The sequence below is a fragment of the Limibacillus halophilus genome (genome assembly GCF_014191775.1).
Classification (GTDB): Bacteria; Pseudomonadota; Alphaproteobacteria; order Kiloniellales; family CECT-8803; genus Limibacillus; species Limibacillus halophilus.
Genome location: NZ_JACHXA010000009.1, coordinates 35,307 through 62,035, shown reverse-complemented (window position 1 = coordinate 62,035; position 26,729 = coordinate 35,307). Strand labels below are relative to the sequence as shown.

General features: G+C 59.0%; 27 protein-coding genes. 26 read left to right on the top strand and 1 reads right to left on the bottom strand.

The window, feature by feature from the left end; all coding sequences use genetic code 11:
- Positions 1 to 7 precede the first annotated feature (7 nt).
- Positions 8 to 679: a glutathione S-transferase family protein gene (locus FHR98_RS14210; protein WP_183417394.1), complete on the bottom strand. Its 672-nt coding sequence runs from the start codon at positions 677 to 679 to the stop codon at positions 8 to 10.
- A 220-nt stretch (positions 680 to 899) separates the two neighbouring features.
- On the opposite strand from FHR98_RS14210, the gene murJ reads away from it, so the two are divergent.
- The 26 genes from murJ to infB all read left to right on the top strand — a co-directional run bounded on the left by murJ (position 900) and on the right by infB (position 26,683).
- Positions 900 to 2,450, top strand: a complete 1,551-nt coding sequence (murJ, locus tag FHR98_RS14205; protein WP_183417393.1) for a murein biosynthesis integral membrane protein MurJ — start codon at positions 900 to 902, stop codon at positions 2,448 to 2,450.
- A 105-nt stretch (positions 2,451 to 2,555) separates the two neighbouring features.
- Complete coding sequence (gene trpS, locus FHR98_RS14200) at positions 2,556 to 3,584, top strand: tryptophan--tRNA ligase (RefSeq protein ID WP_183417392.1); 1,029 nt, start codon at positions 2,556 to 2,558, stop codon at positions 3,582 to 3,584.
- A gap of 161 nt (positions 3,585 to 3,745) precedes the next feature.
- The gene (locus tag FHR98_RS14195; protein ID WP_183417391.1) at positions 3,746 to 4,660 is read left to right on the top strand and encodes a sulfite exporter TauE/SafE family protein; all 915 of its coding nucleotides are present in this window, start codon (positions 3,746 to 3,748) and stop codon (positions 4,658 to 4,660) included.
- A complete protein-coding gene (locus FHR98_RS14190; protein ID WP_183417390.1) occupies positions 4,657 to 5,412 on the top strand; it encodes a TIGR02186 family protein in 756 nt (251 codons plus the stop codon). The genes FHR98_RS14195 and FHR98_RS14190 overlap by 4 nt, the downstream gene beginning before the upstream one ends.
- A 68-nt stretch (positions 5,413 to 5,480) precedes the next feature.
- Positions 5,481 to 5,996, top strand: a complete 516-nt coding sequence (locus FHR98_RS14185; RefSeq protein WP_183417389.1) for a universal stress protein — start codon at positions 5,481 to 5,483, stop codon at positions 5,994 to 5,996.
- A gap of 152 nt (positions 5,997 to 6,148) precedes the next feature.
- Positions 6,149 to 6,709 carry a NifU family protein gene (locus FHR98_RS14180; protein WP_183417388.1) on the top strand — a complete coding sequence of 187 codons (561 nt, stop codon included), beginning with the start codon at positions 6,149 to 6,151 and terminating at the stop codon, positions 6,707 to 6,709.
- 112 nt (positions 6,710 to 6,821) lie between these two features.
- A complete protein-coding gene (locus FHR98_RS14175) occupies positions 6,822 to 7,412 on the top strand; it encodes a malonic semialdehyde reductase (protein WP_183417387.1) in 591 nt (196 codons plus the stop codon).
- Positions 7,413 to 7,455: 43 nt separating this feature from the next.
- Positions 7,456 to 8,160: a tRNA (adenosine(37)-N6)-threonylcarbamoyltransferase complex dimerization subunit type 1 TsaB gene (gene tsaB, locus FHR98_RS14170; RefSeq protein WP_183417386.1), complete on the top strand. Its 705-nt coding sequence runs from the start codon at positions 7,456 to 7,458 to the stop codon at positions 8,158 to 8,160.
- A complete protein-coding gene (locus FHR98_RS14165; protein WP_183417385.1) occupies positions 8,157 to 8,639 on the top strand; it encodes a GNAT family N-acetyltransferase in 483 nt (160 codons plus the stop codon). The genes tsaB and FHR98_RS14165 overlap by 4 nt, the downstream gene beginning before the upstream one ends.
- A 159-nt stretch (positions 8,640 to 8,798) precedes the next feature.
- Positions 8,799 to 9,209, top strand: a complete 411-nt coding sequence (locus tag FHR98_RS14160) for a Ros/MucR family transcriptional regulator (protein WP_183417384.1) — start codon at positions 8,799 to 8,801, stop codon at positions 9,207 to 9,209.
- A 191-nt stretch (positions 9,210 to 9,400) separates the two neighbouring features.
- On the top strand, positions 9,401 to 9,817 hold the full coding sequence (locus tag FHR98_RS14155) for a Fur family transcriptional regulator (protein ID WP_183417383.1): 417 nt from the start codon (positions 9,401 to 9,403) through the stop codon (positions 9,815 to 9,817).
- Positions 9,818 to 9,939: 122 nt separating this feature from the next.
- Entirely contained in the window at positions 9,940 to 10,758 is an 819-nt protein-coding gene (locus tag FHR98_RS14150) for a GNAT family N-acetyltransferase (RefSeq protein ID WP_183417382.1), read from the top strand.
- A 6-nt stretch (positions 10,759 to 10,764) separates the two neighbouring features.
- Positions 10,765 to 11,622 (top strand): lysophospholipid acyltransferase family protein, encoded by an 858-nt coding sequence (locus tag FHR98_RS14145; RefSeq protein WP_183417381.1) that lies wholly within the window; start codon positions 10,765 to 10,767, stop codon positions 11,620 to 11,622.
- A gap of 166 nt (positions 11,623 to 11,788) precedes the next feature.
- Positions 11,789 to 13,189: a tRNA (N6-isopentenyl adenosine(37)-C2)-methylthiotransferase MiaB gene (miaB, locus tag FHR98_RS14140; protein ID WP_183417380.1), complete on the top strand. Its 1,401-nt coding sequence runs from the start codon at positions 11,789 to 11,791 to the stop codon at positions 13,187 to 13,189.
- The gene (locus tag FHR98_RS14135; RefSeq protein ID WP_437126640.1) at positions 13,186 to 14,244 is read left to right on the top strand and encodes a PhoH family protein; all 1,059 of its coding nucleotides are present in this window, start codon (positions 13,186 to 13,188) and stop codon (positions 14,242 to 14,244) included. The genes miaB and FHR98_RS14135 overlap by 4 nt, the downstream gene beginning before the upstream one ends.
- A 23-nt stretch (positions 14,245 to 14,267) precedes the next feature.
- The gene (gene ybeY, locus FHR98_RS14130; RefSeq protein WP_183417379.1) at positions 14,268 to 14,855 is read left to right on the top strand and encodes an rRNA maturation RNase YbeY; all 588 of its coding nucleotides are present in this window, start codon (positions 14,268 to 14,270) and stop codon (positions 14,853 to 14,855) included.
- Positions 14,855 to 15,844: a hemolysin family protein gene (locus FHR98_RS14125; RefSeq protein ID WP_183417378.1), complete on the top strand. Its 990-nt coding sequence runs from the start codon at positions 14,855 to 14,857 to the stop codon at positions 15,842 to 15,844. The genes ybeY and FHR98_RS14125 overlap by 1 nt, the downstream gene beginning before the upstream one ends.
- Positions 15,825 to 17,429, top strand: coding sequence for an apolipoprotein N-acyltransferase (lnt, locus tag FHR98_RS14120; RefSeq protein WP_183417377.1), 1,605 nt, complete (start codon positions 15,825 to 15,827; stop codon positions 17,427 to 17,429). Before FHR98_RS14125 ends, lnt begins: the two co-directional genes overlap by 20 nt.
- A gap of 105 nt (positions 17,430 to 17,534) precedes the next feature.
- Positions 17,535 to 17,993 (top strand): helix-turn-helix domain-containing protein, encoded by a 459-nt coding sequence (locus FHR98_RS14115; RefSeq protein WP_183417376.1) that lies wholly within the window; start codon positions 17,535 to 17,537, stop codon positions 17,991 to 17,993.
- A 197-nt stretch (positions 17,994 to 18,190) separates the two neighbouring features.
- The gene (locus FHR98_RS16810) at positions 18,191 to 18,922 is read left to right on the top strand and encodes a helix-turn-helix domain-containing protein (protein WP_183417375.1); all 732 of its coding nucleotides are present in this window, start codon (positions 18,191 to 18,193) and stop codon (positions 18,920 to 18,922) included.
- 132 nt (positions 18,923 to 19,054) lie between these two features.
- Complete coding sequence (gene metK / locus FHR98_RS14105) at positions 19,055 to 20,227, top strand: methionine adenosyltransferase (protein ID WP_183417374.1); 1,173 nt, start codon at positions 19,055 to 19,057, stop codon at positions 20,225 to 20,227.
- Positions 20,228 to 20,231: 4 nt separating this feature from the next.
- Entirely contained in the window at positions 20,232 to 20,963 is a 732-nt protein-coding gene (trmB, locus tag FHR98_RS14100; protein ID WP_183417373.1) for a tRNA (guanosine(46)-N7)-methyltransferase TrmB, read from the top strand.
- Positions 20,964 to 21,115: 152 nt separating this feature from the next.
- Positions 21,116 to 21,682 carry a ribosome maturation factor RimP gene (gene rimP, locus FHR98_RS14095; RefSeq protein WP_322091265.1) on the top strand — a complete coding sequence of 189 codons (567 nt, stop codon included), beginning with the start codon at positions 21,116 to 21,118 and terminating at the stop codon, positions 21,680 to 21,682.
- 32 nt (positions 21,683 to 21,714) lie between these two features.
- Complete coding sequence (gene nusA, locus FHR98_RS14090; RefSeq protein ID WP_183417372.1) at positions 21,715 to 23,289, top strand: transcription termination factor NusA; 1,575 nt, start codon at positions 21,715 to 21,717, stop codon at positions 23,287 to 23,289.
- A 71-nt stretch (positions 23,290 to 23,360) separates the two neighbouring features.
- Positions 23,361 to 24,014: an RNA-binding protein gene (locus tag FHR98_RS14085; protein WP_183417371.1), complete on the top strand. Its 654-nt coding sequence runs from the start codon at positions 23,361 to 23,363 to the stop codon at positions 24,012 to 24,014.
- Positions 24,011 to 26,683 carry a translation initiation factor IF-2 gene (gene infB / locus FHR98_RS14080; RefSeq protein ID WP_183417370.1) on the top strand — a complete coding sequence of 891 codons (2,673 nt, stop codon included), beginning with the start codon at positions 24,011 to 24,013 and terminating at the stop codon, positions 26,681 to 26,683. The genes FHR98_RS14085 and infB overlap by 4 nt, the downstream gene beginning before the upstream one ends.
- The last annotated feature ends 46 nt before the right edge of the window (positions 26,684 to 26,729 follow it).

Sequence of the window (26,729 nt, the reverse complement as noted above, 5' to 3'; positions counted from 1 at the left end):
GGAGAAGCTAAAAATCCAGATCGGCGTAATGGGCGGGCGGTAACAGCCCGGGAATGCGGTCGGCCAGCAGCGGCTGCACGCTTGGCCGCGATTTGACGCGTGCATACCAGTCCTTGGCCGCCTCATGTTTCTCCCAAGGCACATCACCCAGATAATCCAGACAGGAAAGCTGCGAGGCCGCGGCGACATCGGCGAGGCTGAAGTGGTCCCCTGCCAGCCATTTCCGCCGCTCCGACAACCAGGCAATATAGTCCAAATGATAGTGTATGTTCGCGTGACCCGCGCGGATGGCCGCCGCTTCCGGCGCGCCCAGCCTCAGGAAGCGCTTCATCACCTTTTCCTCGACCAGGTTGTCCGTCACTTCCTGGCGAAACTTGACGTCAAACCACTGCGCCACGCGGCGCACTTCGGCCCGGTCCAGAGGGTCGCTGCCACCCAGAAGAGACGGCTCCGGGAAGGCCTCCTCCAAATACTCCGTGATGACGTTTTGCCCGGGAAGGGAAATGCCGTTCTCTTCAATCAGAACCGGTAATTCGCCGGACGGCGAGAGGCGCAGGAATTCTTCCCGTCGCTCCCAAAGCTTCTCGACCTTCATCTGAAAGTCGAGGCCCTTTTCCTTCAGCAGGATACGGATTTTGCGGCTGCCGGAATCAAGCCAGAGGTGATAGAGCGTTCGCATGGGTCCAGACTATAACGTTCGGCGGCAGGACAGCCTATCGCCAGGGGGTTCGAACGTGTGACTTTCGTCCACTGGTTTGCGTCAGCCGACCGCAAAGGTCAAGAGACCTGCCGGGCAAGCTGTTCATTGGCATGAAATTGCCTCGGTTTCATGAATGTCTGCGGCCGCCCTAAAGCCACAGCTTCCTAATTCTGCCGCAATGCTCTAGATACTGCGGGTCATGGCGTTGGTGCGTTCCTTGGCGACGGTGGGGGGCTGGACAGCGGCGAGTCGCTTCCTGGGCTTTCTACGCGACGTTTTGCTGGCGGGTGTCCTGGGCGACGGCCCGGTCGCCGACGCCTTTTTTGTCGCCTTCAAGCTACCGAACTTCTTTCGCAGGCTCTTTGCCGAAGGCGCCTTCAACGCCGCGTTCGTACCGCTTTTCTCCCGCCGCCTGGAACAAGAGGGCGAATCCAGCGCCAAGGCCTTTGCCGAGGACAGCCTGGCCGCGTTGCTGGTTTTGCTGCTGGCGGTGACGGTTCCCGCACTGATCTTCATGCCCGGATTGGTGACTGTGATCGCTCCGGGATTCCTGGACGACGCCGACAAATTCGAACAGACCGTGACACTGTCGCGGATCACTTTTTTCTATCTCCTGTTCATGAGTCTCGCCGCGCTGATCGGCGGGATACTAAACTCGCTGTATCGATTTACGGCCGCGGCCGCCGCGCCGGTCCTGTTAAACCTCTGTTTCCTGGTTACGCTGACCGGCGTTCTTCCTTTCCTGAGCCCTGAACAGACGGGACCCGCCCTTGCCTATACCGTGACCCTGGCAGGGCTTGCGCAGTTTCTGATGGTCTATGTGGTGGCCGCCAAGCACGGCATGGCGCTGCGCCTGCCGCGGCCACGTTTTACGCCCGGCGTCAAACGGCTCTTTAGCTTGATGGGACCGGGAATCCTCTCCGGTGGTGCGGTACAGATCAACATCATGGTCGGCACGATTGTTGCCTCACTGCAAGCCGGCGCCGTGTCCTGGCTCTACTACGCTGACCGGGTGTACCAGTTGCCGCTGGGGTTGATCGGCGTGGCGCTGGGCGTTGTCTTGCTGCCCGAGCTGTCGCGAAAACTGCGCGCGGGTAATAGAGACGCCGCGCTGCATTCTTTTAATCGGGGCCTGGAGATGGCGCTGCTGCTCACCCTGCCCGCCACCATTGCCTTGCTGATCGTACCTTTGCCGATCGTCGTGGCCTTGTTCGAGCGCGGCGCCTTCGACCGTCAGGCAAGCGATGCCGCCGCCGCCGCGCTTGCCGCCTATGCGAGCGGTCTTCCGGCATTCATCCTCGTCAAGCCCTTCCAGGCCGCCTTCTTTGCCCAGGAAGACACCGTAACGCCGTTGAAGATGGCGAGCGTCTCGGTGATCGCCAACATTGTGCTGTGCGTCGGTTTGTTTTTCTGGTTGGGGCATGTTGGCATCGCACTGGCGACTTCCCTGGCCGCCTGGCTGCATGTTGCCCTGTTGATCCTATCCCTCAAAGGCCGTGACTTCTTCCACCTTGATCTGCGCCTGAAGCAGCGGCTGCCACGAATGACCGTCGCCAGCCTTGTCATGGGCGCGTTGCTCTACGGGCTGTCGATACCGCTCCTCCCCTGGTTGGACGACGGTATCGCCCTGCAGGCCGCATCCCTGGCGATTCTCGTTGCCTGCGGCATGATTTCCTATTTTGGGCTGGCGCTGGCGGCCGGTGCGTTTTCGGCGAGGGATTTTAAGGTTTTGTTCCGGCGTAACCCTTGACCGGAGGTTGCCCTTGGGGCGATAACCCCAGCGCCCTGAATGCAGCAAACTTAGCCCTCTTCAGACAACCTCGAACCGACAGGCACCAGGGACCAGGAAACGATAATGAACCGTATTTTTTCCGGCGTGCAGCCGACTGGCAATCTTCATCTCGGCAACTACCTGGGCGCGATTCGTAATTTCGTGACTCTTCAGGACGACTACGAAAGCATTTTTTGTGTCGTCGATATGCACGCGATTACGGTCTGGCAAAACCCCGAAGAACTGCGCCGCCACACGCGCGAAGTGACCGCGGCTTATCTGGCCGCCGGGATCGACCCGACGCAGAGCATCATCTTCAACCAGAGCCAAGTTGCAGCACACGCGGAACTGGCTTGGATTTTCAACTGCGTCGCGCGCATCGGTTGGTTGAACCGTATGACCCAGTTCAAGGAAAAAGCCGGGAAACACAAGGAAAACGCCAGTGCGGGCCTTTATGTTTATCCAAACCTGATGGCGGCGGACATCCTGGTTTACAAAGCCACCCACGTTCCGGTCGGGGAAGACCAGAAGCAACACCTGGAACTTGCGCGCGATATTGCGCAGAAGTTCAACAACGACTTCGGCCGCGATTTCTTTCCGTTAACCGAGCCTTTGATTCTGGGCAGTGCGACACGTGTCATGTCCCTGCGCGACGGCACTCGCAAGATGAGCAAGTCCGAGGCTTCGGACATGAGCCGCATCAATATGACCGACGATGCCGACGCCATTGCACAGAAGGTGCGCAAGGCGAAGACCGATACCGAAGCGATGCCTGGCCTGGAAGCCCTGGACGATAGCGGCCGCGTTTCCGAGGCGGCCCGCAAGGCCCGGCCCGAGGCTTTCAACCTGATCGGCATCTATGCGGCCCTGGCGGATCAATCGTTGCCGGACGTCCTGAGCGAATTCGCCGGACAACCGTTTTCCGGCTTCAAAAAAGCGCTCACCGATCTCGCCGTCGAAAAGCTCGGTCCGATCGGAGCAGAAATGAAGCGCCTGATGGCCAACCCCGATCATGTGGATGCGGTTCTGCGGGACGGTGGCGAGCGCGCACGAGCGCTGGCTATGCCAATCTTGAAAGAGGTTTATGATTTAGTTGGGTTTTTGCGCCCCTAAGGCATTCTCTTTGGAAAACCTCGTAAAAACCTGGTGAATTTGGTCATGGCCCGTTGCTAGGCGCGGCGAAACGGCGTTAAGGTTTCTCAGAGATCATTGCGGGCCGCGGGGGGCGACTCGCGGGTCTCGCTAACCGCCAGCGCGGGCCCTGCCAGAAGACAATGCAGATATACCTACCCATTGCCGAGATCTCGCTGGATATCTTCCTGCTTCTTGGCCTGGGCGGGATTGTTGGTTTTTTATCCGGGCTGTTTGGCGTCGGCGGCGGGTTCCTCATGACTCCCCTGCTGCTTTTCATCGGCGTGCCGCCGGCAGTCGCTGTGGCGACGCAGGCCAATCAGGTCGTCGCATCATCCGTCTCCGGGGTTCTGGCGCATTGGAAACGCGGCAACGTCGATTTCAAGATGGGCATGGTCTTGCTGGTCGGCGGTTTTGCGGGCTCTACTTTGGGTGTCGCGCTGTTTAGCCTGCTCCGCCAGGTTGGTCAGATCGATCTCGTCATCAACCTCGTCTATGTCATCTTCCTGGGCACGATCGGCGGGTTGATGTTTTGGGAAAGCGTGCGTGCTCTGCTGCGCCGGCGACGCAGTCCCGGCCAACGCCGAAAGCTGCATCAACACACCTGGATTCATGGGCTGCCCCTGAAGATGCGATTCCGCAAATCGCGTCTTTACATCAGCGCGCTCCTGCCTCTGGCGGCTGGTTTCGTTGTCGGCGTGCTCGCTGCCATCATGGGCGTGGGCGGCGGTTTCGTTCTGGTCCCGGCAATGATCTACCTCCTTGGCATGCCGACGTCGGTCGTTATCGGAACCTCCCTGTTTCAGATTATCTTCGTCGCCGCCAACGTGACCTTGCTTCAGGCCACACAGAACCAGACCGTCGACATTGTAATGGCATTACTGCTATTGACCGGAAGCGTGATCGGCGCCCAGTTCGGCAGTCGTCTGGTATCGCGCATACCCGCTGATACGCTGCGCATTCTGCTTGCCGGAATGGTGCTTTTGGTGTGCAGCAAGCTCTTCGTTGATCTCTTTGCAAGGCCTTCTTCGATCTATGTGCTCGAGGTGCTGTCGTGAGGAGACAACATTTCCTGACAATCACAGCGATGCTGGCCTTGTTGATGATCGGCCCCTCCGCTTCGCGCTCGACGGCACCGTTGATTGTCGACCTCTCCAGCCACCTGGTCGCCATCACCACGGATTTCAGCGGTAGCGATACCCTGCTATTCGGCGCGGTCGAGGAAGAGGGAGATATAATCGTTGTGATCAAGGGCCCCCCAAACAACGTGGCGGTCTATCGGAAATCCAGAGTGTTGGGTGTATGGGCAAACACTGCGCGGCAGACCTTTGAGGGCGTGCCCAGCTTTCTTCACATTGCTTCCTCGGCACCGATTGAGGAAATCGCGCCGCCTAGGTTGCAGGTGCGCCACCAACTAAACCTGAACGCACTGATACGCGATCTCCCAACCGCCAAGGCGTCGCCCAACATCGCCGCCCAATGGAAAACCGCCTTGATCGAGGCCATGCAGAACGAGAAACTTTACCCCAAGACAGTGGGCAAGGTGCGCTTCGTCGGCGGCAAGCTATTCAGAACCAACGTCAGTTTTCCATCGACCGTCCCGACCGGAAGCTACCTGATTCAGATTTACCTGCTACGCGATGGCGAGATGATCAGCGCCCTTTCGACTCCCTTGATCGTCAGCCGGGTCGGTATGGAGGCCGACATCTATTTTCTGGCCAAGCAGCATTCGTTATTTTACGGCCTGGGCGCTATTTTGATTGCACTCTTTGCCGGATGGCTTGCCCAGGTTATCTTCCGACGCAACTAGTTGGGCGCAACAAACAAGAGCTACAAATTGCCCGGCCTTTGGGGAGGCCCTAACAAGAGGACCAAGTCATGAGCGAAACGGAACGCGATCCAGCGCTGCCGCCGCTTCCGCCAGCAACGGATCAACCGCGCATCTTCCTCGCGGTGGTCGACGAATCCGCCGAGATGAATTTAGCCCTATATTACGCTTGCCTTCGGGCACGGCGCACGGGTGGCCGGGTAGCCCTGCTACAGGTGATCGAACCCGGCGAATTCCAGCACTGGATGTCGGTCGGCAACCTGATGCGCGATGAAGCTCGGCAGGAGGCGGAAAAGCGCTTGCAGCGCTGGGCGGGAGAGGTACAGAAACTCACCAACCAAATGCCGATCCTGTACTTGCGCGACGGCAACCGCCGCGATGAACTGCTGGCCTTGCTAGACGAGGATCCCAGCATCTCGATTTTGGTTTTGGCGGCCAGCACGAGCGGCAGCGGCCCAGGGCCACTGGTCAGCGCCCTTACCGGCAAGTTCCTCAGCCGCCTCCGGGTTCCCTTGACGCTGGTTCCGGACAATCTGACCGAGGAGGAATTGGCGTCTATTACCTAGCCCGCTGTAACAGCCGCCGAGCACGACAAAAGACCCCAAACTCAGAAGTGTTGAAGTTGAGGACGTTTCATCCCATTTTAGGCATTCCAGCCAAGCAGTGACGCTTGACGCGGTTTTGCGCGGCCAGTTGATTTCTAGGAGTTTCCGAGACGATGTTCATCCAGACCGAACAGACCCCTAACCCAGCAACGCTGAAGTTCCTGCCCGGGCGCGCGGTCATGGTGGAAGGTACCGTTGATTTTCGCGACTTGGCTGCGGCCGAACGGTCACCCCTGGCCCAGCGCTTGTTTCAAGTCGAGGGTGTCGAGGGTGTTTTCCTGGGCGCGGATTTCATTTCTATCACCAAAGCCGATGATCGGGAGTGGTACCTGCTAAAGCCCGCTATCCTGGGCATCGTCATGGAGCACTTCACCGCGGGACGCCCAGTAATCCTAGAGACCGCCGCAGATGCCGACGCGGCTGACAGCGACGCGGGCGAAGATGATGAAGTGGTCGGACAGATCAAGGAACTGCTGAACACACGGGTCCGACCGGCTGTTGCACAGGATGGCGGCGATATCATCTTCCGCAGCTTCGAAAACGGGGTCGTTTCTTTGACCATGCAAGGCGCTTGCCAGGGTTGCCCCAGTTCTACAGCCACGCTGAAGATGGGAATTGAGAATATGCTTCGTCACTACATCCCAGAGGTGGTCGAAGTTCGCGCCGTTCCCTGAGCGCCCCCTCCCCGGCACCGGATCAAACAGCCTGATCGAATCCCGGCGTGTTAACATCGGCTCGCAGTTTGGCTTGCGATCCGATGTTCATTAACCAAGAGGGAGCCTCCACATGGCTGAAACACTTACCGATACGGGGCTCGACCTGTTGTTCCGTAATGCGCGGACCTACACGGCTTGGCTCGACAAGCCGGTCAGCGATGGGACGCTTCGAGATATCTATGATTTGCTCCGTTGGGGACCCACAAGCGCAAATTGCAGCCCGCTTCGAATCGTCTACATAAAGAGTGTGGAGGCCAAGGAGCGGTTGCGGCCACACCTTTCAGCGGGCAACGTGGATAAAACGATGGCGGCTCCGGCCACCGCGATTCTGGCACAGGACATGGCATTCTATGACCAGTTCCCCCGACTGTTTCCACATCGCGACCTCCGCTCCAGCTTTCTCGGCAAGGACGATCTTATTCGCGATACTGCGTTTCGAAACAGCTCGCTCCAAGGCGGGTATTTCATCTTGGCAGCACGCGCTTTGGGGCTGGATTGCGGCCCCATGTCGGGCTTCAACAACAAGACATTGGATGCAGAATTCTTTCCCAATCGCCCCTTCAAGTCGAACTTCATTTGCAACCTCGGTTATGGTGACAAAGACAAGCTGCATCCGAGAGGCCCACGCCTGGAGTTCGACGAGGCTTGCAATGTTCTTTGACGCCTCTGCTTAGCGTTCTCTCCCGCCCTTCGATGGATCATCCATGGCCGACAACCTCCGCATTCTAGCCTTTGACACTTCCGGCAACTCCTGTGCCGCGGCGGTCCTGGAGGGCGACCGGATTCTGGCGGCAGAGCAGCAGCTTATGGAACGCGGGCAAGCCGAACGCCTCGTGCCCATGATCGAGACCGTGTTGGAAACGGCAAAGCTTTCGCATGACCAGCTTGACGCTCTGGCGGTCACGACCGGCCCAGGAGCCTTTACCGGCGTACGCATCGGCCTTGCTACGGCGCGCGGCTACGGCCTTGCGCTTGGCCTGCCGCAGATCGGCGCATCCAGCCTTGAGGTGTTGGCTGCCGCCACCACGCCAGCCGAACGGCGCGACCGGGCGCTTCTGATTTTGATAGATGCCAAACGCCGGGATTTCTTCGCGCAGCTTTTCGACGAAAACCTGATACCGATGGGCAATCCCTTCTCGGCGTCCTCGGAAACGTTGGTCGCACAGCTTCCAGCCATGCCTCTATTGATCACAGGTAGTGGCTGCGACCAAGCAGAGCCCGCGCTCGACCGCCATCCCTTCGACATCCGAAGGTCAGCTGCGCCGTCCTACTGCCAGGCCGTGATCCTGGCGCGGTTGGCAGCAACCCGGTATTCGACAAACAATGGCAAGACACAACCAGCGCCGCTTTATCTGCGTTCCCCGGATGTGACGCTGCCGTCGAAAGACCCCCGGAAAACGGAAAAATGACCGCTGCAAGAGCACAAGCCGGGTTGCAGCGCCTTGACGGCCTTCACGCAGCCATCCTTTCCGACCTGCAACAGGCTGTCTTTCCGCAATCACCCTGGAGCGTGGCCGACTGTGTCAGCTTGATTTCTCACCCCGGCACCTTCGGATGGCTCCTACTCGACAACCAAACCCAACCCTGCGCGTTCTTGCTAGCGCGGCAAACGCTGAACGAAGTTGAGATTCTAACCTTCGGGGTTACGGCTGGCAGCCGCCGGTTAGGACACGGCTCAAGGCTCCTCGCGGCCTTGCTCGAAGATGCTCAACAACGAAAATTCAATACGGTCGTGCTTGAAGTTGCGGCAAGCAATGACGCGGCGATAGGACTATACAGGAAGATCGGATTTGTTCCCGTTGGAACGCGTCCGCGTTACTACCGAACAGAAAACTCAAACGAAGACGCTTTGCTATTACGACTTCATATCGAAGAGGAACGTTTATAGAAATACAGCTTGTAGTTTATTACAAAAACTACAGAAAAAAGCGCCTCTCCTCTAACTACTCCCAATTATCAAATAATATTTAAACAAAATGGTCTTGCGTATTAACAGTACGTCTCTATATATGCAGGCAATTCTATAAAACTGGGGACTGCATTCAAAATGAACGACAACGCAAAAAACACTGATATTCTGGCCCTGACCAGCAACATCGTAGCGGCCCACGTATCGAATAATTCGGTGGCGCTATCGGATCTGCCCCAAGTTATCAGGGAAGTTTATCAGACTCTTTCAGTTCTCGGCGGCGTTGCGCCGGCGCAAGAGGAAAGGCCGGCACCTGCGGTACCTGTCAAGCGCTCGATTACGCCGGATTACATCGTTTGCTTGGAAGATGGGAAGAAGCTGAAAATGCTTAAGCGCCATCTGAAAACGGCTTACAACATGTCACCCGAAGAGTACCGGGAAAAATGGGGTTTGCCGGCGGATTATCCGATGGTTGCCCCCAACTACGCCAAGCAGCGCAGTAAGCTGGCCAAGCAGATCGGTTTGGGAACACGCAATCGCCGCGGTTGACCCTGAGGTCATAAGCAAAGCGCTGCTTATAGGTATGCGGTCGCTGGCTCCTTCGGCTTGCGTTGATCACTATGGACGTGATCTGACGGGCCGAAGACCTACTGCGCCGTTGATCGGCAGTAGGCTCGCCGCGCCCTATCGGTTATAGTGGCCCGGGAAAAAAGTAGGCAATCAGGGAGTCGTCACAGCGCATGCCTTCGCGGCTAGAACGTCTTTGCGCAAAAAAGGGACTCAAGATGACCGAGCAGCGGCGCATCATCGCGCGTGCGCTGTCGGAATCGGACGACCATCCGGACGTCGAGCTTCTTTATCAACGCGCCATCAAGATCGATCCGAAGATCTCTATCGCTACGGTCTATCGGACCGTGAAGCTATTCGAGGAAGCCAACATTCTCGACCGCCACGATTTTGGCGACGGTCGGGCGCGTTATGAAGAGCGGCCGGAAGAGCACCATGATCATTTGATCGATATGAATAGCGGTGAAGTCATAGAATTCACCAACGAAGAGATTGAGAAATTGCAGGAAGCCGTCGCCCGGTCTCTGGGATACAGGCTGATCGGTCATCGGTTGGAACTTCTGGGTGTTAAGCTGAAGGATCCGAAGTGACGGACGTTGGCGTGCCGGAAACAGACATTCACCCACAGTCGCGAGCGCTTGCCGCAAGGCGGGCAAGCCGTAGGCGCGGGGTACCGGAACGGGAAGCGGAAGCTTCGCAAAAGGACAGATAGATGGTTGCTGTGGAAAGCAAAGGAACAAAACCCATCGACGTCAGGACTGGAGACCTGTCTATCCGTCTTGCTGAGACGCAAGAGGAGGTCGAGGCCGCCCAGGCGCTACGCTATCGTGTGTTTTGCGACGAAATGCATGCAAAACCGACGGAAGAAATGCGGCGGACAGGCCGCGAATTTGACCGATTTGACCCCTTTTGCGACCACGTGCTTGTCATGGACGCGGGACTAGGCAAGGGCGCGGAGGCCGTCGTCGGCACCTACCGGTTGATGCGGCGGGCGGGCGCGGCGCGGGCCGGCAGCTTTTACACCAGCGGCGAGTACGATATCGCGCCGCTCCTCAAGTATCCGGGCGAGGTCTTGGAGCTTGGACGTTCTTGCGTCGCCAAGGAGTATCGTACGGGACCAATCATGCAGATGTTGTGGCGAGGAATCGCCGAATATGTCCATTACTACGATATCGAGGTTATGTTCGGCTGTGCCAGCCTGCATGGCACCAACCCTGATGAGATGACCCAGCAGCTATCCTATCTCTATCACCATCATCTTGCGCCGCCGGCCCTGCGAACACGCGCCGTGAAGGACCGTTTTGTCGACATGAACCGTTTAGCCATAGGCGATCTGGACCGGCGCCGGGCGCTGGTTTCCCTGCCGCCCCTGATCAAAGGGTATCTCCGTCTCGGCGCATTTGTCGGTGATGGAGCCGTGGTCGACCATGAATTCAATACCACTGACGTCTGCATTATCGTGAAAACCGATTTAGTAACAGAACGCTACTTGAAGCACTACTCGCCACGAGAAGAGACCGGCAAAGCCTGAACCCTCATGGAACGCACCCTTTTCTCGCCCACGCTATCTTTTTTCCGGCTCTTGGTCTTCGCCGGCCTAACCTTGCCATTGATGGCCGTGCAACTCATCGCCGTGACCTTCAACCTTCCGCTGCAGCGCAACCTTCCTTTTTGGTACCACAAGCGGGTCTGCCGTCTGATCGGAATACGCATACAACGCAGAGGCCGCATCTCTCGGAGCCAGCCGACGCTCTTCGTTTGCAACCACATATCCTATTTCGACATCAACATACTTGGATCATTGGTCAAGGCCTCCTTCGTGGCCAAGGCGGAAGTCGCCCGCTGGCCCTTCTTCGGCTGGCTCGCAAAACTACAGCGTTCGGTTTTTGTCGAGCGCAAGCGAGGTCAAGCCGCCAACCATCGGGACTCCATCGGCGGTCGGCTGGAAAGCGGCGACAATCTGATTCTGTTTCCTGAAGGCACCAGTAGCGACGGCAACGGCGTTCTCCCCTTCAAGTCCGCACTTTTCGCCGTCGCCACGTTGAAACCGCGCGGCGAGCCTTTGACGGTGCAGCCCGTATCGATCGCCTACACGCATCTGGACGGTATGCCTATGGGGCGGGCGCTTCGCCCCTTTTACGCATGGTATGGCGACATGGAGCTCGGCAGTCACCTGTGGCAGGCACTGGGCCTTGGCCGAGTGACCGTCGTCGTACAGTTCCACCCGCCGGTCACGCTAGAAGCCTATGGCACACGCAAGGCCCTTGCGGATCATTGTTATCGGAAGGTAAGCGAAGGCGTTGCCAGCGCACTCGCCGGGCGCCCGCAACATCACCAGGATTTGGCGGCAGCGCCCGCGGGCGGCGGCGAAACGCCGGTGACCGAGGGCACCTGATTGAAATGCATCAGTAAAGTGGCGCCGGGACCCGTGGAGTGCTAATCTTGTCAACAGAGTCACTTGAAAAGGAATCGGGACCAGCCTTGATCCGCAGCGCCTCGACTGCCAATAAAGCACCCCTGGAGCTTCGCCAGAGCCGAAGCCTGGAGGTAAAGAGGCAAACGTGACCAAAAAACTTTTCATCAAGACCTACGGCTGCCAAATGAACGTGTACGATTCCGTGCGCATGGCGGATGTATTGGCGCCACTCGGCTACCGGCCTACGGAACAAGCCGATGATGCCGACATGATCATCCTCAACACCTGCCATATTCGAGAGAAGGCCGCCGAAAAGGTGTATTCGGAATTGGGGCGCTTGAGGCAGTTACAGGAAAAACGAACACAAGAGGGCGGACGCCTGTTGCTGGGCGTCGCCGGGTGCGTCGCTCAAGCTGAAGGCGAGGAGATGCTTCGCCGCGCGCCACAGGTCGATCTGGTGTTCGGGCCGCAAACGTATCACCGCTTGCCGGAGATGGTGACCCGTGTGTTGGGGCGCGTATCCGGTGCGAGCGGCTTGGTGGACACTGATTTCCCGGCCGAAAGTAAGTTCGATGCGTTGCCCGAAGAGGCTGCGAGCCAGGGTGCTGCGGCCTTCCTGACCATTCAGGAAGGTTGCGATAAGTTTTGCACCTTTTGCGTCGTACCCTACACCCGCGGGGCCGAGTTTTCCCGACCGGTAAGCAGCCTTTTGGACGAAGCGAAGAAAATGGTGGCGACCGGTGCGGCGGAGATCACGCTCCTGGGGCAGAATGTGAACGCATTCCATGGTGAGGGGCCGGACGGCAAGACATGGGGACTCGGCCGTTTGCTGCGCGCCCTGGCCGAGATCGACGGATTGGCCCGTCTGCGCTATACCACCTCGCATCCTCGCGACATGGACGATGAACTGATTGAGGCCCACCGCGACCTTGATGCGCTGATGCCGTTCCTTCACCTGCCTGTCCAGTCTGGGTCGGATCGCATTTTAGACGCCATGAACCGGCGTCATACTGCCGAGGACTATTTACGGATCATAGACCGTCTGCGCGGCGCTCGGCCGGATATCGCCCTTTCATCGGATTTCATCGTTGGCTTCCCCGGCGAACGAGACCAGGATTTCGCCGACACGCTCAAACTTGTCACGGAAGTCGGATACGCTCAGGCTTATTCGTTCAAGTACAGCCCGCGCCCGGGCACGCCGGCGGCGGCTGTCGAGGACCAGGTGGATGAAACTGTGAAAGCGGAACGCCTAGCCATGTTGCAACAGTTGCTGAACGCCCAACAGCTGGCGTTCAATCAGGGCAGCGTAGGCCGCGTAGTACCGCTTCTGCTTGAGCGGAAGGGAAAATTTCCAGGCCAATTGGTTGGGCGCAGCCCACATATGCAATCGGTCCATGTTCAGGCGCCCGATCGCCTGTTGGGGAAAATTGTCCAGGTTGAGATCGAAGGGGCACACGCCAATTCGCTCTCGGGACGGGTTCAGACGGATATCTTCACCAGCGACCATGATATGGCCGCGCCATCCAGGGAGATACGAACAGCGTGAGTCTTTCCGGCAGACGCGCTTCGGTCGACGCAGAACGGCCGCTCCTCCTCCAATTCGACGACAATCAGCTCGTCCCGATGCTATTCGGGCGCCACGACGAGAATCTGGCACGCTTGGAAGAACATCTGGGCGTGACCCTGGTCAGTCGGGGAAATCGCATCGCCGTATCCGGCGAGAGTGAAGCGGTCGAGCGGGCCGGGCGGGCATTGCGTGCTCTTTGGGAGCGCCTACAACGCGGGCTGGAGGTGTCACCCGCCGAAGTGGATGCGGCGGCAAGATTATCCGCGGCACCGGGAGGCGATCCTTCAAACGACATCGGAATCGCCGCCGTCCCGACAGCGGAAAGCGACGAGGCCGTCATCCGCACCCGCAAGCGCACCATCACCGCACGCTCACCCGGTCAACGCACCTATCTGGAAGCACTCCGCCGGCATGAGCTCGTGTTCGCCATAGGGCCTGCGGGCACAGGCAAGACCTACCTTGCCGTTGCCATGGCGGTTGATTGTCTGCTTCAGGGGTCGGTGGATCGCATCATTCTTTCCCGACCGGCCGTCGAGGCAGGAGAGCGTCTCGGCTTCCTTCCAGGCGACTTAAAGGAGAAGGTCGACCCTTACTTGCGGCCGCTTTACGACGCGCTTTTCGACCTGCTGCCCGCCGAACAGGTTGAAAGACGAATGGCCGCACACGAAATTGAAATCGCGCCGCTCGCATTTATGCGGGGGCGCACTTTGTCGAATGCCTTCGTCATCCTTGATGAAGCGCAGAATACGACACCGGTGCAGATGAAGATGTTCTTGACCCGAATGGGTGAACATAGCCGTATGGCGGTCACGGGCGACATGACCCAGATCGACCTGCCAAGCGGCACGCCATCGGGGTTACGCGACGCCGCGGGTTTGCTGGCTGGGCTAAAAGGCGTGTCCTTCGTTCAGTTCACGGATCAAGACGTCGTGCGCCACAATCTGGTGACCCGCATCGTACAGGCCTATCAAGCCCGAGACGCGGGTGACCCACAAAATGAAGGCGATCTCTTCGATAGGGAACTAAAGCCCTGAAGAAGCGGTCTTTTGAAACGGTAATGAACGACGACCCTGATAGTAGTATCGACAGCCCCGTGCTCCTGGAACTGGACATCGTGTTCCATAGCGGTGACTGGCAGGCAAAGATTGGTTCTGTCGAAGAGGACGCCAAACAGGCGGTGACGGAGACGCTCCGGACCGAGCAACGGATATCGGACAGCCAGCAGGTCGCTGCGGAAATTTGCATCTGTTTGGCAGATGACCCCTTCCTGCAGGATCTCAACGCCCGTTACCGAGGCAAGGACCAACCCACGAACGTGCTGTCCTTTCCGCAATTCGACCTCCACGCCCAGGATGCACCACCGAGTATGCCACTGGGCGCAGGGCCGCTGCTGCTTGGCGACATCGTCCTTTCGCTGGATACATTGCAGCGCGAAGCCGCCGCCGATGGTAAGGCGTTGCGCGACCATTTCCTGCATCTCGTGGTGCACGGAACCTTGCATCTTCTGGGTCACGATCACGAAGCACCCGAAGAAGCGACGGCAATGGAAAGCTTGGAGCGCCGCATACTGGCGCGACTGGGCGTGTCCGACCCCTACCTGGACGAGTCTGAGCCTGCGGCCCTGGCGGCAAGGAATGTGATGTGATGACTGACGGCAGCGATCCGGATTCGTTTAAGCGGTTTCGCGACTGTAGTCCGCGCAGCGCAGACTGCGGTCCCAGCTCCGGTCAACAGAACGGCAACTCGAACGGTCTCACGACTTGGCAGCGCCTGCGCGCAAAAATTCGCGGATTCCTGGGGCTACGCAACGGTGATTCGACACTGCGCGAATCCATCGAAACGATACTCGAGGAAAGCGAACTGCATAGCAGTGGCGAAGACGACACCCCCATAAGCGACCACGAAAGAGTCATGCTGCTGAACACGCTGAAGCTTCGGCACCTGACGGCCTACGATGTTATGGTTCCGCGGGCGGATATCGTGGCGGTCGAGGCCGGCACCAGCCTCGACTCACTGTTGAAGCTGATGGCTGAAAAGGGCCACTCTCGCTTACCTGTTTATCGGGAGACCTTGGACGAGGTCATCGGCTTCGTACACATAAAGGATGTCCTGGCCAACCAGAGTAAACGCAAGCGCCTGACCGGAATTGCCCGGGAGGTGCTAATCATCGCGCCCTCTATGCGGGTTTTAGATCTATTGCTGGATATGCGACTCAGCCGTGTTCACATGGCAATGGTCGTGGACGAGTATGGCGGTATCGACGGCTTAGTGACGATCGAGGATCTGGTCGAGGAAATCGTCGGTGAGATCGAAGACGAGCACGACGTTGCAAGCGCACCGCGTCTGATCCGACGACCCGACGGCAATCTGGTGGTCGACGCACGCATGGATATCGAAGAGTTTGAAAGCCAGACTGGCCCGATCCTGACCGAGGAAGAGCGGGAGGAAGATATCGATACACTGGGAGGGCTGGTCGTTTCCCTGGCGGGACATGTTCCGGCGCGCGGCGAATTGGTTTCCCACCCGTCAGGAATCAGTTTCGAGGTTCTGGAAGCCGACCCCCGGCGTATCAAGCGGCTGCGCGTACACAACATTCTGCCCAAACCCACGACAAATGACGGCGATGCAAGGTAAGGCCGTATCTTCTTCGGCCCCGGTCGGCTTTTTTCAAGCACTGTCGGCAAGAACGGCCGGTCTGGGGCGATGGCGGGCCCTTTGCCTCTCGTTCCTGCTGGGCCTGTTGGCTGTCGGTGCGCTGCCCCCGCTGTACGCCGTGCCATTGCTATTGCCCGCCTTTACCGGGCTTACGTGGCTGCTGGATGGTGCCGGACGCGGCTGGGCCGCATTCTTGCGCGCTTGGGCTTTTGCTCTCGGATTCTTCCTGGCGGGCCTCTACTGGGTCACGATCGCATTCTTCGTCGAGGCGGATCGCTTCGGGGTGGTCGGCCCCTTCGCCGTCTTGGGCCTTTCCTTGGGTCTTGGCCTGTTCGTCGCTCTCACCCTTTGGATTTCCAGGCGGTATTTCTGGGGCGGTCCACAAAGAATCGCCGTGTTGGCTATTGCTTGGCTTGTTGCGGAACTGCTTCGCGCGTGGCTGCTGACCGGCTTTCCATGGAACCTAATAGGTAGCGTCTGGGCCTTTTCGGCTACGACGCTGCAACCGGCAGCACTAATCGGCGTTTGGGGCTTGTCGCTGTTTACCGTGTTTGCTGCCAGCGCGCCTGCGGCGATTGGTGACCGGGCCTCCCCACGGCAGCGCTTTGCCCCCGCTGTGCTGGCGATCCTTTTCCTAATGACGTCCGGTCTTTATGCCGGCATCAGAATTACGGGCGCACCTGACACCGAGGACGACCTGGTGCCTTCGGTCCGCTTGCGTCTGGTGCAACCGGATATTCCGCAGGAAAGCAAGTGGGATCAGGCCTTGCGGGCCGAGCATGTGCGGCAACAGTTGAGGATGAGCCGAGGTCCAGGGTACGACACGGTCACGCACATAATATGGTCGGAAACAGCGGTGCCGTTCCTGCTAGATCGCGCGGAAGGGTTGCAGCAAGCCCTGTCCGATCTGGCGCCGCCGGGCGGTGCGGTCATTACCGGCGCACCGCGTGGTGAAGACGCCGATGACGGCAGCATCAGATTTTGGAACAGTCTATTTGCATTCGACGGCAACGGGCGGCAGGTCAGCGCCTACGACAAGGCTCACCTCGTCCCCTTTGGCGAGTATGTTCCGTTCCGGAGCATCCTCGGAGCAACGAAGTTGACCGCCGGTCGGGCGGATTTCAATGCAGGCCCCGGGGTAAGTCTTATGGAAATCCCCGGGCTGCCACCTTACTCAGCCTTGATTTGTTACGAGATCATTTTTCCCGGCGCCGTCACGCCAAAAGCAAGTGCAGCCCGGCCGCAATGGCTTTTGAACCTCACAAACGATAACTGGTTCGGACTCTCGTCCGGCCCCTATCAACACCTTGCCGCGGCCCGCCTGCGGGCGGTCGAAGAGGGCCTTCCCGTGGTGCGGGCCGCCAACGGAGGAATCTCCGCCTCCATCGACTCCTATGGTCGTTTTTTGGGAAAACTGCCGCTTGGACGCAGCGGCGTCTTGGATGTGGGTCTCGCCCGTCCCTTGCAGCACCCCACGTTGTTTTCAAAGATTAATCACTATACATCCATGTTTTTATTGGGGTTTTTCTACTTGCTTGTATTGTTGCTCCGACGGATCCTGTGAAGGAGTACAAAGTTAGTCCTACCCAATCATAGATTGTGTATGGATTTTCCCATCAATTGAGTGAATATTGGACTGTAGAACAACCGACAATCAGGAGGCGACCTAATGCCGCGAGGACGTAAACCGGGGAAAGCCATTGGACCGGGCGGCCCAAATCCAATCGATATGCATGTAGGTGCGCGGGTAAGACTGCGCCGCACTCTATTGGGAATGAGCCAGGAGAAACTGGGTGAGGCAATCGGCCTCACATTCCAGCAGGTACAAAAATATGAGCGAGGCGCAAATCGCATCGGATCCAGCCGGCTCTTTGATATCGCGCGCATTCTGGACGTACCCATCGGGTTTTTCTTCGACGATATGCCGGAAGACACGGCGCGGAAGTCGCCGAGCCAGCTACTAACCAGCGACAACCCCGATGAGCCGCATCCCTATGAAAAGGATCCGATGGCCCGGCGGGAAACGCTTGAGCTGGTGCGGGCATACTACCGTATTACCGATCAGCAGGTTCGCAGGCGCTTGTTCGAGATGACAAAGGCGCTGGCCAAGGCGGAGGATGCCGAGTAACGGCTTTCGATTCTTTTTGACCCTTAGGTATTAAGAGGCGCCGGTAACCGGCGCCTCTTTCTTTTGGCAGGCCACACTGGTGTCCAATGCCCACAAGACTTCCCTTGCGTGCATATCATGATATGCTCCGCCTAGGTGCCGCCAAGACCAAACGAGCGGTACCGCTAGAAGAAGCACCTTGGGGGCGAAATAGGGATATGACATCACGAAAGATGCGTGGATCCGCAATGGGTCCTTACGCGGCGACGGCCGATACCTTATGGCAAAGCCGCCGCAAGATTGGTCTTACTCAAAAAGAAGCTGCCAACGCTTTGCAGATTTCTCTTCGAGAACTCCGGCGAATCGAAAACGGTCTGTATCTACCGGACGCAACACTCCAAAAGGCACTGGCCAACCTATTGGCCGTTCCAGAAGACGTGCTTTTCGCTGAAGTCCCGCAGAATGAGGCGGTGGCCGGAACCCGCCGCAAAGGATCACGCGTTGCCGGTAATCCTATCGACCGGCATGTCGGAAACCGTCTCTTTATGCGACGGGTAGAGCGCGGTTTCAGCCAGGAACGGCTTGCGGAAATCCTAGGCGTCAGTTTCCAGCAAGTTCAGAAATATGAAAGAGGTATCAACCGGATCAGCGCGAGCCGACTTTACGACATTTGTCTGGCTTTGAACGTCGAGCTCAACTTCTTCTTCGAGGATATGCCGGGGCAAGTCAGAGCGCAGTCAGGCACAAGCCACCACGCTTGGCATGATGAGCCGGTGAGCTATGAAGCCGACCGAACGGAATCGAAGGAACTTGCCGAACTTCTAGGCGCTTTCCGGCAAATTCCATCCACAGAACTGCGCCGCGGTCTAATCGACCTCGCAAGGGCGATCGCTAAGCTCAACAGCGCGGCATCCGATGCAAATACCGGCGAGGATTCTAAGAGGACTTGACGCCCCGCTCGTCAAACCACAGGATGCGGCGTTTTTCGCGCACGCCTTTGTTTGCGTGCGCGCACGCGTGGCTCCGCAATCCAGGCAGAACCCGCTTCAGGAAATCGGCAAATCGCAATCGGGGGAATAACCGTGCGCAAGGGTATCTATCAGTTCACGAGCGAATCAGTTTCCGAAGGCCATCCCGATAAGGTTTCTGATCGAATCTCCGACGCCATCGTGGACACATACATTGGCCACGAGCCAGAAGCGCGTGTCGCCGTGGAAACGCTCTGCACGACAAACCGTATCGTTCTGGCAGGCGAGGTACGCGGTCCTGCCAGCGTCACCCGCGACCTGATTGAGGATGTGGCGCGCAAGGCGGTCAAGGAAATCGGCTACGAACAGGATGGATTCCACTGGATGAACGCGTCGGTGGAAAACCACATCCACGAGCAGTCCAGGGACATCGCGATAGGCGTCGATGCCAAAGGCAACAAGGACGAAGGCGCCGGCGATCAGGGGATCATGTTTGGCTATGCCTGCGATGAAACCGAAGCGCTGATGCCCGCCCCCATTCACTTTTCCCACAATATACTGAAATCGCTCGCCGAAGCCCGGCATTCCGGCGCAGAACCGCATCTGGGCCCGGACGCCAAGAGCCAGGTCACGCTGGAATACCACGACGGCAAGCCGGTGCGCGCTACCAAGGTTGTGGTTTCCACCCAGCACGGCGAAAGCCTGACACAGGAAGAAGTGCGCGAGATCGTTCGCCCTCATGTCATGAACGTACTGCCCAACGGCTGGATGTGCGCCGAGGAAGACTTCTACGTCAATCCGACCGGTCGTTTCGTTATCGGTGGTCCCGATGGTGATGCCGGCCTGACCGGACGCAAGATCATTGTCGACACCTATGGTGGAGCCGCACCGCACGGCGGCGGCGCCTTCTCCGGGAAAGATCCGACCAAGGTGGACCGTTCGGCAGCCTATGCGGCTCGCTATCTGGCTAAGAACGTGGTGGCGGCCGGGCTTTCTCAGCGCTGCCTGATCCAGCTCTCCTACGCAATCGGCGTTGCCGAACCCTTGAGCCTTTTCGTTGAAACCCACGGCACGAATGAAGTGAATGAGGACAAGCTCGCGAAGACATTGCGGGAGCTCGTCGATCTAAGGCCGCGCGGTATCCGCGAGCATCTCGGGCTAAACCGTCCGATCTATGCGCGTACCGCCGCCTATGGCCATTTTGGACGGTCACCCGACGTCGATGGCGGATTCTCCTGGGAGCGCACTGACCTCGTGGAGGCATTGAAGCAGGCTTTTAACGCCTGAGACCATGTGCGCCGCCCCCCCTGACGGAGAGAAAACCCAAAGGCCTCGGCGGTCCCTGCATGGACGCCGCAAGGGTAGGCCTATCCGCGCAGCGCGCCAACGGCTGCTCGATACCCTGCTGCCGCAGCTTGAATTGAATCTTGAAGCCGCCGCCGGCGACCCTACAGGACAATTCGTCCCCACCCCCGCGGCACTTTGGTTGGAAATCGGCTTCGGCGGCGGTGAGCACCTGGCCTGGCAAGCCGGACAAAATCCGAATGTCGGCATCATCGGCGCCGAGTTCTTCATCAACGGCGTGGGCAACCTTCTGAAGCTAGTGGAGGATGCCAACCTCAAGAATGTGCGTATCCATAAAGGCGATGCCCGCGATCTTCTCGACCGGCTACCGGAGCAAACCATTGATCGGGCATTCATCCTGTTCCCCGACCCCTGGCCAAAGGCCAAGCACAACAAACGTAGGATCGTGCAAAAACAAACGCTCGACCGTCTTGCGGAACTCCTCAAGACTGGGGCCGAGTTAAGGATCGCAACCGACGACCCCTCTTATCGTCGCTGGATTCTGGCAGCCGCAACAAACCACCCTTGGTTTGATTGGAATGTTGAGAAGCCAGCGGACTGGCGTCGGCGTAGTGACGATTGGCCGCCGACCCGTTACGAGGAAAAGGCGCTGGCTGCAGGACGCCAGCCTGTTTACCTGCGTTTTACCCGGCGCGCCAAAATGCGAGAAAGCACTTGAGAAAACTGCGCAGCGTCGCTATTTTTCGCTCCATGCCATAGAACTTGATGATCTAGGTCGTTGAGTTATTGAAAAATGGTGGGCCACCGGCCCGCTTTTTTTATTTCTGGAACCCGAAACCAGCGATGGCGACCGGAACGGAGTATTGTTAAGTGGCCGAAAGCAGCAGCGGCGATCAACAGGAAGACAACCTGCCCTCCAAGACGAGTGAGGGCCGGGCTCGTGTTGTCGAGAAGCTGATTGCCCCGACGCTGGAAGATATGGGTTACGAGATCGTCCGGGTGCTGCTATCCGGTCGGGGTTCGCCAACCCTGCAGATCATGGTCGACCGTAAGGACGGCGCCATGATTGATGTCGAGGACTGCGCTGCCGTAAGCCGCGCTACCAGCGCAATTCTGGATGTCGAGGATCCGATCGACAGCGAGTTTACGCTGGAGGTTTCCTCCCCGGGACTGGACCGCCCTTTGACGCGGCTTGGTGATTTTGCGCGTTTCGCCGGGTTTGAAGCGCGCATCGAGATGGAACAGTCCATAGATGGACACAAGCGTGTGTCCGGCAGACTCATGGGCGTTGAAGGAACTGAGATTGTTGTGGAAACGGCCGAGGGCGTGGTGAAGCTCCCCTTTGCCGGTTTGAGGAAGGCCAAGCTTCTGCTTACCGACGCCTTGATCGAGGCCATGCAGAAAGAAGCCGAACAGTTTTCGCAGGATGCGGATTGAACCGCACCCTTGCATGAGAAAGAGGCGAGAGGATGGAAACGGCAACGGCATTTAAGACCGAGCTCCTGCAGGTGGCCGAGGCGGTCGCCCGGGAAAAAAGCATCGACCGAGAAGAAGTCTTGGAGGCCATGGAACAGGCCATCTCCAAGGCCGGGCGGGCCAAGTACGGGCATGAGCACGATGTGCGTGCGGAAATCGACCGCAAGTCCGGCGAGATTCGCCTGCGGCGGTTCCGCGAGGTCGTCGAAACGATCGAGAACGAGGTCACACAGATTCTGCTGGCCGACGCGAAGGTGCGGAATCCCGATGTTCAGGTCGGTGAGTTCCTGACGGACGATCTGCCCCCCATCGACCTTGGCCGAATCGCCGCCCAGACCGCCAAACAGGTTATCGTCCAGAAGGTCCGGGAGGCTGAACGGGCACGCCAGTTCGAGGAATACAAGGACCGCGTCGGCGAAGTCGTCAACGGTATCGTCAAGCGGACCGAGTTCGGCAACGTCACTGTCGACCTTGGGCGCGCGGAGGCGGTTATGCGCCGCGACGAGTCGATCCCGCGCGAAGCCTTCCGCAACGGTGATCGCCTGCGCGCCTATATCTTCGACGTGCGCTCCGAGCAGCGGGGACCACAGATTCTCCTGTCTCGCGCCCGGCCCGAGTTTATGGCCAAGCTTTTTGCCCAGGAAGTGCCGGAGATTTACGACGGCATTATCGAGGTGAAGGCCGTGGCCCGCGACCCCGGTAGCCGCGCAAAGATTGCAGTCATCAGCAATGACACCTCAATCGACCCTGTCGGTGCCTGCGTGGGTATGCGCGGCAGCCGAGTCCAGGCCGTTGTCGGCGAACTTCAGGGCGAGAAAATCGATATCATTCCCTGGTCGCCCGACCCCGCTACCTTTGTTGTGAACGCACTTCAACCGGCCGAGGTCAGCAAGGTCGTGCTTGACGAAGATGCCGGGCAGATCGAAGTTGTGGTTCCCGACGAGCAGCTTTCCCTGGCGATCGGCCGGCGCGGGCAGAACGTCCGACTGGCGGCTCAGCTCACCGGGTGGGATATCGATATCCTGACTGAGGAGGAGGAAAGCAAACGCCGTCAAGAAGAGTTCCGGCAGCGCTCTCAACTCTTCATGGAAGCCTTGGACGTTGACGACGTCATTGCGCACCTCTTGGTCGCAGAGGGTTTCACATCGGTTGAGGAGGTTGCCTTTGTCGCTACCGACGATCTGGCTGGGATCGAGGGCTTCGACGAGGATATCTCCGAAGAACTGAGGCTGCGCGCCAACAATTATCTGGAAGAACAGAGCCGCAAGGCCGAGTCCCGCCGCAAGGAACTAGGCGTCAGCGACGAACTCGCCGCCTTTGAAGGTCTGACGGCGTCGATGCTGGTAAAGCTCGGTGACGAAGGCGTCAAAACGCTGGATGACCTCGGTGATCTCGCAAGCGACGAGTTGATTGAGATTCTTGGCGATCAGGCTCCGACACCGGAAGAGGCTGACGCCATGATCATGCAGGCACGGGCTCATTGGTTCGATGACGAGGATGCAGCCCCTGCGGAAGCGGCCGACGAAGACGTGGCCGAAAAGGATGCCAGCGAGGAGGACAAAACCTGACCGCCAGTCCTAAGGATGATCGACAGGCAGACAAGACCGATGAGATCCCACAAAGGGGTGTCGGGGAGTCGATGCGCGAATCGGAGCCGCGCCGCGCGCCGCGCTCCGAGGCGATTCGGAGATGTTTGGCCAGCGGCAAACGTCGGCCCAAGGAAGCGCTGATCCGTCTGGTCGTCGACCCCGACGGCCTGTTGGTGCCGGACTTGAGTGAGCGTTTGCCTGGGCGCGGTTTGTGGATTGCGCCGCAACGCGATATGATTGCGCATGCGCAACGCAGGCGACTTTTTGCCAAAGCGGCAAAGAGTACCGTGCGTGTGCCTGAAGATTTGGCGGATCAGGTTGAAGCGCTGATGCGGCAACGCTGTTTGGACTCCATAGCGCTGGCGCGCCGCGCGGGCGAGGCCGTGGCCGGTCAGGAGAAGGTTCGGAGTTGGCTGGGAAGTGGTCGCGTTGCCGTCTTGTTGGAAGCTAGCGATGCTTCGGAAGGCGGCCGCAAACGGATGATTGGCCTAGCCAAGGCAATCGGCGAAGGACTGCGGATCTTTCAGATCTTCACCGCCGCCGAATTGGGTAAAGCCTTTGGCCGGGATACGTCGGTGCACGTTGCCCTGGCGCCAGGCGGTCTGGCAACGAAGTTGCGGCGGGAAGCCGCGAGATTTGAAGAATTTATGAGCAGGACCAACGATGGGTCCGACGCTCTGATGGAAAGACACGGGAAGAGATGAGCGAAAGCAAAGAGAAGACGCCGAAAAAGCCTCTCAGCCTCAGCGGCAGTGGGCGGCTCGAACTGAAGAAAACTCTGGACGCCGGTCAGGTTCGCCAGAGCTTCAGTCATGGTCGCAGCAAGACCGTCCAGGTGGAAGTCAAGCGATCGCGCAGTGCTCAGCCAAATCCGGCAGAGGCGCGGGCCGCTGCGGCAAAGCCGAGCATCGAACTGCGCGGCCGCCGCACAAGCGAGGAAACCGAGGCTCCGACTGTAATTCCCGAAGACGACTCCCACTTGACTGGCCAGGAGCGCCAGGTGCGCATGCGCGTCGTCGAGGAAGCAAAGAAGCGGAGCGAGGAAGAGGCCAAGCGCAAGGCAGAAGAGGACGCGCGCCGCAGCATCGAAGAGAAGGAGCGTGCCAAGGAAGAAGCCAAGCGCAAGGCAGAAGAGGACGCGCGCAGGCTGGCTGAGGAAGAAGCACGCGCCGAGCTTGAAGCCGAAGCCGAGGCGCGCCGAAAGGAAAAGGAAGCCGAGGCGCGCGCCCGCGGCGAGGAGCCGCAGCCGGAACCCGTCGAGGACGCCACGCCGGCCGATGGCGCCGAAGCCGCGCTTGAAGTCTTCCCTGGAGAAACCCACGAGGAAGCCACGGCCCGCCGGCGGCGCGACAAGGAGCGCCCCGAAGGCGAAGACAGCATTGCCGATCTGGCGGAGGAAATGGGCGGGCGCGTCAAGCGCAAAGCCGCTCTTCCCAAAGCACCGACAACACGGCGGACGCCCGACGACCGTCGGCGTGGCAAGCTGACGATCAGCCGCGCCCTGGAAGGTGAAGGCGAACAGGAACGCCAACGCTCACTCGCCTCTTTGCGTCGTCAGCGCGAGCGCGAGAAGCAGCGTTTACGTGAGCAGATGGCTTCACAGCCCGCCCGCAAGGTTATTCGCGAGGTCGTGGTGCCGGAAACGATCACCGTTCAGGAACTGGCGAATCGTATGGCGGAACGGGGCGGCGAAGTCGTCAAAACGCTCATGAAATTGGGCGTGATGGTAACCATCAACCAGACCATTGATGCCGACACCGCCGAGTTGGTGGTCGAGGAGTTCGGCCATAAACTGCGCCGTGTTTCCGACTCCGACGTGGAAATCGGCATGCGCGGCGACCCAGATGACGATTCCAACCTGGAGCCCCGCGCACCGGTCGTGACCGTCATGGGCCACGTCGACCACGGTAAGACGTCGCTCCTGGACGCCTTGCGCGCCAGTGACGTGGTGGCCCAGGAAGCCGGTGGCATTACGCAGCATATCGGCGCCTATCAGGTACACCTTGCGTCCGGACAGTCGATCACCTTTATCGATACGCCGGGCCACGCCGCCTTTACCGAGATGCGCGCACGCGGCGCCAACGTGACCGACATCGTGGTGTTGGTGGTGGCCGCCGATGACGGCATCATGGAACAAACCGTGGAGGCCATTAATCACGCCAAGGCGGCACAGGTGCCGATCATTGTCGCCATCAACAAGATGGACAAACCCGAAGCAAACCCCGACCGCGTCAAGCAAGAGCTCCTGAGCCATGATCTGGTGGTCGAGGAAATGGGCGGTGAAATCATCGCCATTCCGGTTTCGGCCAAAACCCGCGAAGGGCTGCCCGATCTGGAGGAAGCTATCCAGCTTCAGGCGGAAATTCTCGAACTGAAAGCCAACGCACTGCGCGCCGCTGAGGGCGTGGTGGTCGAGGCAAGGTTGGAGCAGGGGCGTGGCTCCGTTGCGACCGTCCTGGTCCAGCGCGGAACCCTGAGGATGGGCGACGTATTCGTCACGGGTAACGAATGGGGTCGCGTTCGCGCCCTGATCAACGACCGTGGCGAGCGTGTCGAAGAGGCGGGTCCGTCGATCCCGGTCGAGGTCACGGGTTTGCAGGGCACCCCCCATGCGGGCGACGACTTCGTGGTTGTCGAGGATGAAACCAAGGCACGCGAGATTTCGGAGTTCCGCTCGGAGGCAAAACGCCAATCCGACATGGCCCGTTCGGGTCGCGGCAGTCTGGAGCAGATGCTCTCGAAGATCAAAGAAGGTGAGATCAAGGAACTCTCGGTCGTCGTCAAATCCGACGTTCAGGGCTCCCAAGAAGCCATCGTTCAAGCACTCAACAAGGTTGGCACCGACGAGGCTCGCGTGCGGGTCCTTCATGCCGGTGTTGGTGGTGTCAACGAATCCGACATCACCTTGGCACGCGCTTCCGATGCGATCGTCATCGCCTTCAACGTTCGCGCGAATGCCCAGGCCCGTGATGCGGCCCGGCGCGATGGCGTGGACATCCGCTACTACTCCATCATTTACAACGTGGTGGACGAGATGAAGGCCGCGCTTAGTGGCCTACTCGATCCGGAACAGGCAGAGAAGTTCCTGGGTTATGCAGCAATCCGCGAGGTCTTCAACATTACCAAGGTCGGTAAGGTTGCAGGCTGCATGATCACCGACGGTGTCGTGAAGCGTGGCTGCAAGGTCAGGCTGCTGCGTGACGACGTGGTCGTGCACGATGGCAACCTGAAGACGCTGCGTCGCTTCAAGGACGAGGTCAAGGAGGTCAAATCCGGTTACGAATGCGGCATGGCCTTCGAGAACTACAACGACATCCAGGTCGGCGATGTGATCGAGTGCTACGAGATCGAGGAGAAGCAGCGCGAACTTTAAGGCGCGCCGCTTTCTCCCGAACCTCGCGAGACCAGGCAGGAAACCG

Excerpts from the sequence above, each read along its gene's own strand:
- FHR98_RS14210 (WP_183417394.1), bottom strand. The coding sequence starts at position 679 with ATGCGAACGCTCTATCACCTCTGGCTTGATTCCGGCAGCCGCAAAATC.
- murJ (WP_183417393.1), top strand. The coding sequence starts at position 900 with ATGGCGTTGGTGCGTTCCTTGGCGACGGTGGGGGGCTGGACAGCGGCG.
- trpS (WP_183417392.1), top strand. The coding sequence starts at position 2,556 with ATGAACCGTATTTTTTCCGGCGTGCAGCCGACTGGCAATCTTCATCTC.
- FHR98_RS14195 (WP_183417391.1), top strand. The coding sequence starts at position 3,746 with ATGCAGATATACCTACCCATTGCCGAGATCTCGCTGGATATCTTCCTG.
- FHR98_RS14185 (WP_183417389.1), top strand. The coding sequence starts at position 5,481 with ATGAGCGAAACGGAACGCGATCCAGCGCTGCCGCCGCTTCCGCCAGCA.
- FHR98_RS14180 (WP_183417388.1), top strand. The coding sequence starts at position 6,149 with ATGTTCATCCAGACCGAACAGACCCCTAACCCAGCAACGCTGAAGTTC.
- FHR98_RS14175 (WP_183417387.1), top strand. The coding sequence starts at position 6,822 with ATGGCTGAAACACTTACCGATACGGGGCTCGACCTGTTGTTCCGTAAT.
- tsaB (WP_183417386.1), top strand. The coding sequence starts at position 7,456 with ATGGCCGACAACCTCCGCATTCTAGCCTTTGACACTTCCGGCAACTCC.
- FHR98_RS14165 (WP_183417385.1), top strand. The coding sequence starts at position 8,157 with ATGACCGCTGCAAGAGCACAAGCCGGGTTGCAGCGCCTTGACGGCCTT.
- FHR98_RS14160 (WP_183417384.1), top strand. The coding sequence starts at position 8,799 with ATGAACGACAACGCAAAAAACACTGATATTCTGGCCCTGACCAGCAAC.
- FHR98_RS14155 (WP_183417383.1), top strand. The coding sequence starts at position 9,401 with ATGCCTTCGCGGCTAGAACGTCTTTGCGCAAAAAAGGGACTCAAGATG.
- FHR98_RS14150 (WP_183417382.1), top strand. The coding sequence starts at position 9,940 with ATGGTTGCTGTGGAAAGCAAAGGAACAAAACCCATCGACGTCAGGACT.
- FHR98_RS14145 (WP_183417381.1), top strand. The coding sequence starts at position 10,765 with ATGGAACGCACCCTTTTCTCGCCCACGCTATCTTTTTTCCGGCTCTTG.
- ybeY (WP_183417379.1), top strand. The coding sequence starts at position 14,268 with ATGAACGACGACCCTGATAGTAGTATCGACAGCCCCGTGCTCCTGGAA.
- FHR98_RS14125 (WP_183417378.1), top strand. The coding sequence starts at position 14,855 with ATGACTGACGGCAGCGATCCGGATTCGTTTAAGCGGTTTCGCGACTGT.
- lnt (WP_183417377.1), top strand. The coding sequence starts at position 15,825 with ATGACGGCGATGCAAGGTAAGGCCGTATCTTCTTCGGCCCCGGTCGGC.
- FHR98_RS14115 (WP_183417376.1), top strand. The coding sequence starts at position 17,535 with ATGCCGCGAGGACGTAAACCGGGGAAAGCCATTGGACCGGGCGGCCCA.
- FHR98_RS16810 (WP_183417375.1), top strand. The coding sequence starts at position 18,191 with ATGACATCACGAAAGATGCGTGGATCCGCAATGGGTCCTTACGCGGCG.
- trmB (WP_183417373.1), top strand. The coding sequence starts at position 20,232 with ATGTGCGCCGCCCCCCCTGACGGAGAGAAAACCCAAAGGCCTCGGCGG.
- nusA (WP_183417372.1), top strand. The coding sequence starts at position 21,715 with ATGGAAACGGCAACGGCATTTAAGACCGAGCTCCTGCAGGTGGCCGAG.
- FHR98_RS14085 (WP_183417371.1), top strand. The coding sequence starts at position 23,361 with ATGCGCGAATCGGAGCCGCGCCGCGCGCCGCGCTCCGAGGCGATTCGG.
- infB (WP_183417370.1), top strand. The coding sequence starts at position 24,011 with ATGAGCGAAAGCAAAGAGAAGACGCCGAAAAAGCCTCTCAGCCTCAGC.